This window comes from Xanthovirga aplysinae, from assembly GCF_009711365.1.
Classification (GTDB): domain Bacteria; phylum Bacteroidota; class Bacteroidia; order Cytophagales; family Cyclobacteriaceae; genus Xanthovirga; species Xanthovirga aplysinae.
This window is the reverse complement of record NZ_SMMB01001000.1, coordinates 1-6453: the sequence shown is the minus strand read 5'-3', so window position 1 is coordinate 6453 and position 6453 is coordinate 1. Positions and strand designations below refer to the sequence as shown.

Annotated in this window: 6 protein-coding genes; all 6 read right to left on the bottom strand. The window is 36.5% G+C overall.

The genetic code is table 11. The features are described from left to right. Nucleotides 1-789 (bottom strand): glycosyltransferase family protein (locus E1171_RS10050; RefSeq protein WP_155205873.1); only part of this gene is annotated, 789 nt, incomplete at its 3' end. A gap of 79 nt (nt 790-868) precedes the next feature. Continuing rightward, complete coding sequence (locus tag E1171_RS10045; RefSeq protein ID WP_155205872.1) at nt 869-2008, bottom strand: hypothetical protein; 1140 nt, start codon at nt 2006-2008, stop codon at nt 869-871. Nucleotides 2009-2164: 156 nt separating this feature from the next. Further along, nucleotides 2165-3265, bottom strand: a complete 1101-nt coding sequence (locus tag E1171_RS10040) for a DegT/DnrJ/EryC1/StrS family aminotransferase (protein ID WP_155205871.1) — start codon at nt 3263-3265, stop codon at nt 2165-2167. After that, entirely contained in the window at nt 3262-3726 is a 465-nt protein-coding gene (locus E1171_RS10035; protein ID WP_187696378.1) for a DapH/DapD/GlmU-related protein, read from the bottom strand. The genes E1171_RS10040 and E1171_RS10035 overlap by 4 nt, the downstream gene beginning before the upstream one ends. Beyond that, entirely contained in the window at nt 3719-4744 is a 1026-nt protein-coding gene (locus tag E1171_RS10030; protein ID WP_155205869.1) for a Gfo/Idh/MocA family protein, read from the bottom strand. Before E1171_RS10030 ends, E1171_RS10035 begins: the two co-directional genes overlap by 8 nt. Nucleotides 4745-4914: 170 nt before the next feature. Continuing rightward, nucleotides 4915-6228 carry a glycosyltransferase family 4 protein gene (locus E1171_RS10025; protein ID WP_155205868.1) on the bottom strand — a complete coding sequence of 438 codons (1314 nt, stop codon included), beginning with the start codon at nt 6226-6228 and terminating at the stop codon, nt 4915-4917. Between the last annotated feature and the right edge of the window lie 225 nt (nt 6229-6453).

Sequence of the window (6453 nt, the reverse complement as noted above, 5' to 3'; positions counted from 1 at the left end):
CATATGCGTCCATTTTATTATCATTTTTGGATGCTTTTTAGCAAATCCAAGGACCCCTTGCATAAGTAACTCCACTCGTTTCAAAGGAATTAATGAAGAACAGGAAACCAAATGTAAATGATTTTCTTCGGATGCCTTTGCCCTTACCACATGGCTTTTGGTTCCCAGCCTCGAAATCACAACCTTTTTTGCGTTCTCACCATATCTTTCCTCCAAATAGGCCTTTCCGTTTTCAGATATGGTAAATACTGCCTTTAATTGATTCAATAAAAAACATCTGTATGGCCAAAATGGGGGTTTATATCTTTCTTCATACAGGTCATAACCATGAGCTCGGCTAATCCCAGTTATTCTTTTGGTTTTTGCAGCTGCAAATGCAATTCCCAAGGCCGCATAATCCATCCAATAGGAATAAAATATGATATCTTGGGTTTCATTACCATACTTATACTTAATCCACTCAAAAGTCTTATTGGCAAAATAAGTAACAGCCATCACCCTTCTAATAGCCGAAGAGGATGTTAAATTCTTGAAGTGAGTAATTAATCCTTTCCAGACTATGGGATCAATGCAAGAAAAAAGCATAGAAATAGGCCTTCCAAGCTTTAAAAAAGTTCCATAGCTTAAATCAACATGAACACCTTTAGGAATTCCACGTGGTTGTCCGTAAGTAGTAGCTGGGCACAAAGTTACCTCAAATGACCCGGATAATATTTTCAATTCCTCCTTAAAAAAGGTCTCGGATTTCCCGTAAGGATATTCATTTGTAAAAATGACTAATTTTTTCATCTAGTATGAAAGCTAAAAGGTGGGCCTTTAATTGGGTAGTATTCTAATTTCTAATGAAACAATAGAGGTTTATGGAGAACTATGATACCTCCATAAAATTTGTCTTTTTTAGCATCTTTTTAAGCAAACCACCCATTTCCACCTTAAAATTCTCATGAGGCATATCCATTGGAATATGAAGTAAAAAGCATTCAGAAGAATGTAGGGCCTTATTCAAATTATTTTCCACCCTTTTTTTCATCTGGCTAAAACTTAGAAATGAATCTTGATCCAAAGCCCTGCGGTTATATTCATGCCAGTGAATATGGTTAAAAAAATCCGCATATTCAGAAGCTATAACAGAAGCATTTAATTTAGCAGCTTTTTCTGGAGAAATTTCTTTTAATTCCAATTTTGAAACATGACTTCTAAACAGGATAATAAACTTATTTAGCTTTTGCCTATCCGAAGTCACCTTCCCATAAATTTTTTTTGGATGTATACGTCTTCTAACTCTATTGGGACCTATCAATTTATTCCAAAAATACCATTGAAATCGATCCAAAATCCCTTTTCCCCCCAATACCTTCGCTTTCATGCTATTATTTCCCTCGACATTATAGGCATAGACTTTAGGGTATGCTAGATTCGGAAAAACATATCCCTCATTATTTACTATTGCTATATCGTCACAAAGAAAACTGGCTTTATTATTCAAACATAATTCCAATTCTAAGGAAGTTTTTCCTACTCCTCCAGTTCCTCCAAATAAAACAGTGGTACCCTCCTCTGAATAAATTCCGCTTGCATGAACTACGGAATAAGATGGGTCAAAAAACATGGCTGGAACCAACACATACTCATGAAAGGCTTGTCCAATGGCCTCGCTAGTAGTTTTATACTGGATATTATAGAATCGTTTTAAATGACTAAGCAAATATTTTCCCCGGTAACGATCATTAAGAGAAAAATCAATTTTATTTAATTTTCCCTCTTTAAAATTGAACACCACATTCGCATCCACCATTTTGACTTCAAATCCCTCAAGTGAATTTAAATGTAAGGAGGGATTTCTACTCTCAGCGTTTAGGTTTGAGGAAGGCAAATAATTGATGGTTAAATCAGGTTGAATTGCACCCGCTACTTCCTTATAAACACCCAATTCTTCCCTTAGAATCTGACTTTCAACAGAATTACCAACATTTACCTTAATTTTCTTTCCAAAAATCTCTAAAATCATAAAACAAAAAACTCAGACTAGCGAAGCACCTACAAAAAAACTATAATAATATGATTGCAACTTTATTCAAAAAAACAGACTTACTCCCTATTTATTGCTTTAATTCCTGTACTGAAAAATTGACAAAAAGAGCAATTCATTTGAACAAATACTATTTCACCTCATTTTCTCCAACAAGGATTCGCAAACATACCCAATTTGTTCTTTTGTCAATTCAGGATACATTGGCAATGACAGTATCTGGCTTTTATATTCATTAGAAACAGGAAATTCCTTAGCCGAAAGCCCCAAATATTGATAAGCTTTAACAAAAGGCAAAGGTTCAGGGTAATGTATGGCTGTTTGGATTCCCTTTTCCCGCAAATAATTTCTCACCTTTTCCCGATCCGAAACTCTCACCACATACAAATGAAAAACACTTCTGACATCTTCTTCAATTAGTGGGGTTTTGACCAGATCTGTACTTAATAATTGGTTATAAAAACGAGCATTCTGAATCCTTTTTTTCGTCCAATTATCAAGTTGCTTTAATTTAACTCCTAAAACAGCCGCCTGTACGGTATCTAACCGACTATTTCTTCCAATCCGTAAATGATTGTGCTTCCCTTTTTGTCCATGATTCCCGATCATACGTACTACCTCAACTAATTCATCAGAGTTGGTAACAATGGCACCTGCATCCCCATATGCTCCCAGGTTCTTTCCGGGATAAAAACTAAAAGTGGCTATATCCCCAAAAGTCCCCACCTTCTGACCCAAATAAGATGCTCCATGTGCTTGTGCACAATCTTCTATCACTTTTAAATTAAAATCTCTGGCAATATCCAGGATTTCCTTCATCTCGGCTGGACGACCAAAAAAATGAACGGGAATAATGGCTTTGGTTTTACCACTTACTTTTCTACGAATATCTTCAGGATCAATGGTATATTTATTGGGTAATATATCTGCAAATACCACTTCTGCTCCAGAAGAAGTAACCACCTCAGCAGTAGAAATCCAACTACAAGCTGGCACAATCACTTCGTCTCCTGATCCAATCCCAAGGGCATTGAGGGCTATTTCGAGGGCATCTGTTCCATTAGCGCACCCCACACAATGTTTTGTACCAATATATTTTGCAAAAGCATTTTCAAAGTCCAAAACCAATTGACCTCCAACAAAATGACTTTTCTCCAAGCAATCAAAGATAGCCTGATCCACTTCTGATTTGATCGACTGGTATTGAGCATTTAAATCAACAAAAGGGACATTCATAAATTTCTAATTTTTTTTGCTGGATTCCCGGCATACACCCCCGATTCGGTAATATCTTTGGTCACCACAGCACCTGCTCCGATCACCACACGGTTTGTAATATTGACAGGTAATATAGTGGCATTAGAACCAATAGAAACATGATTCCCAATTTTAGTGGCCTTCCACAAACCTTTATTTCCTCCCGCTGGTTGCCCCCCTTCAAAAAGATCATTAATAAACATTACCCCATGTCCCACAAAACAATCATTTCCAATGGAAACCATTTCACAAATAAAGGAATGCGATTGTATCTTACATCTTTCTCCAATAGAAACATTTTTTTGAATTTCTACAAATGGACCTACAAAGGACTGTTCTCCAATTTTACATCCATAAAGATTTACAGGCTCAATAACTTTTACCTTTTGCCCAAATTCAACTTCTACAATCGCTGACTTTAATACTTGAGGCTTATTCACGGTTGAAAGGGATTTGGTTTTGGTAAATTTTTTCAATTGCCTCTACTGTTTTCAGTCCTTCATCACCTTCTACCACTTGATGAACTTCCTGAAAAAGCTTTTTAATCACTTCCCCTATCACTTTATCATGGTTAGAGCTTGTCCCTTGGTATTTTCCATAATGATTCGGCTGATCAATAAAAATGGACTTATCAGGAATGGGAAAGGATTGTACATCAAAGAAGTCAATTTTATTTAAATATGGCCCACCAATTTTTATTGTTCCCTTTTCTGCAATAATCGTGATGCTCCCTTCATAATTTTTATTGTATACACAGGTGGTCCATAACAATGAACCCATCACTCCACTTGAAAAACGAACATTGGCCGTTCCACAATCTTCCACTTCCACCTGCTGTAATTTCGTATCCAGTCGTGCATCCGCTTCAATTACATCTCCAAACCACCAAATCAATAAATCAATAAAATGGCTAACCTGGGTATACAACGCCCCCCCTTCAACTCTCTCTTTTCCCCTCCAATCCGATTCAGAATAATATTCAGGATTTCGGTTCCACATCACATTACATTGCACCATATAAACCTTACCTAACTTACCAGCATCCAATAGATCCTTGGTCAGTTGGATGGGCACATTGAAACGATTTTGTTTTACCACCATCAACTGCACCTCATTTGTTTTGGCTGCCTCAATCATTTGCTGACAATCCTTGGTAGTAAGTGCCATGGGTTTTTCCACCAAAACATGTTTCCTCTTATTGGCTGCCTCAATACTCATTGGGGCATGCAAACCATGTGGTGTACAAATACTAATTACGTCGGCATCGGTTTTTTCTAATAATTCCCTATAATCCAAATAATAAGGAATATCCCCATACAATTCGGATAAGGCAACTACCTTTTCCCTATTGCTATCACATAAGGCCACCACATCAGCTCGTTCATCAGCATCTATAACTGCCAAATGTCTTTTCCCAATATTACCACATCCGACAATGGCAAACTTTACTTTATTCATAAATTTCTTTAGAAAAATTGATCTAATAGGCCTTCAAGATTTCCAAACCCTTTTTTAAACTTCATCGTCGAATAAGAGTGTCTCCAAGGAATTCTTGAATCCAAAACAATCCAATATATATCAAAGGTAGCCAATAAAGGTCTCTGAAAGATTATATTTTGTCAGGATTTTTACTTTTCCAGCACTAATTCATCCAAAAAGGCTGCCAATCGCTTTGCTTGGGATTTTCTATCAAAAGCGGCCATATCATGTGCTTTTCTCTCTATATTTCCATTTATATAATCCTGAAAAGTTATCTCAATTGCACGCTTCAAGGAATCTTTATCATCAAATCGAACGCTAAATCCTGCTTTTAAAGACTCAATAATCCCTTCTGCATCACTTTTTTCGGGGCCTAACAACAATATTGGGCGACCCACCGATAAATATTCATACATCTTCATGGGAAGAATCCATCGGGCATTATCGGTATTATTCAAAATAACCATTAGTAAAGATGAATTTGCGGCCTCTTTAAAAACATCTTCATGGGAAAGATAAGGAGTATACACTAATTTCTCAGACAATAAGGGGTCCTTTTTAAAATCATCTAAAATATTTTCGCTTACTATCCCGGCTAAGTTTAATTGAAAATTATCAGCAAATACCTCATTTTCCTCAATCAACTCCCTCAAAGCTTTCCACAATGCAGACGGGTTCCTGGTATCATTCATCAATCCGATATGACTGATTATAAATTTTGTAGGAGTTGGTTTCGAAACCGTTAACCCTTCATAATCCTCTGGATCTACCCCATTGTAGAGCACCTCCACTTTTTTTGCACCCAATGCAGTGAATCCCTCCGCTAACCTTGGACCAACGGTCAGAATGCAATCGGCTTTCTTTAAAACCTTTTGCTCAAGTTTCCGGTGTATACTATGGGCCAATGTCGTGGTTTTCAATTTAGGCAACAAATCCCATTCTGACCAGGGATCTCGAAAATCGGCTAACCATTTTAATCCTTTTGTTTTTTTTAGACCCAATCCAATAAGATGCATGCTATGGGGAGGACCCGTTGTAATAACTGCATCTATTTGATTTTTATCTACAATATCCAAAAGGTATTTTATGGAAGGCTTTACCCAAAAAACTCTTGGGTCTGGCAATAAAAAATTTCCTCTTATCCAAACAGAAGCCTTTTCAAAAAGGCTTTGTTTAGTCTTTTCTAATACTACACCTTGTTTTACTGAATTTTTATTCTTTCCTCCAGTTAGGGCATGAAAAAATTGAAAAGGTTCCCAAATTGGAAAACGAATCACCTCAATCTCAGGAGAAATTTGCTTTTCAAGAGTCTTGTCTTTTACTGAAAAATCTGGGTTTTCGGGTGTAAAAATAACAGGGTCCCAACCATTTTCTGACAAATATTTTGAAAGTTTCAACCATCGTTGAACCCCTACTCCAGCACTAGGTGGCCAATAATATGTAACAATAAGCACTTTTCCCATAAAAAACGGAATTCTTCTCCTTAATAACGGACAAATATATAAAGTCCTTCAGAAACCACTTCCCTTTCATTGGTAATTTCAAGTAAATGGGTGAAAATTTCCCCACCATCTCAAGGTGGTTTCTTCAATTATTAATGTCCGTTTGTGTCAATTTTTAATATCAAGAAAGTTTATCCGGCTTTCAATAAGATCCAAGTTTTAAATTCATTTAAAAATCTTAAATAA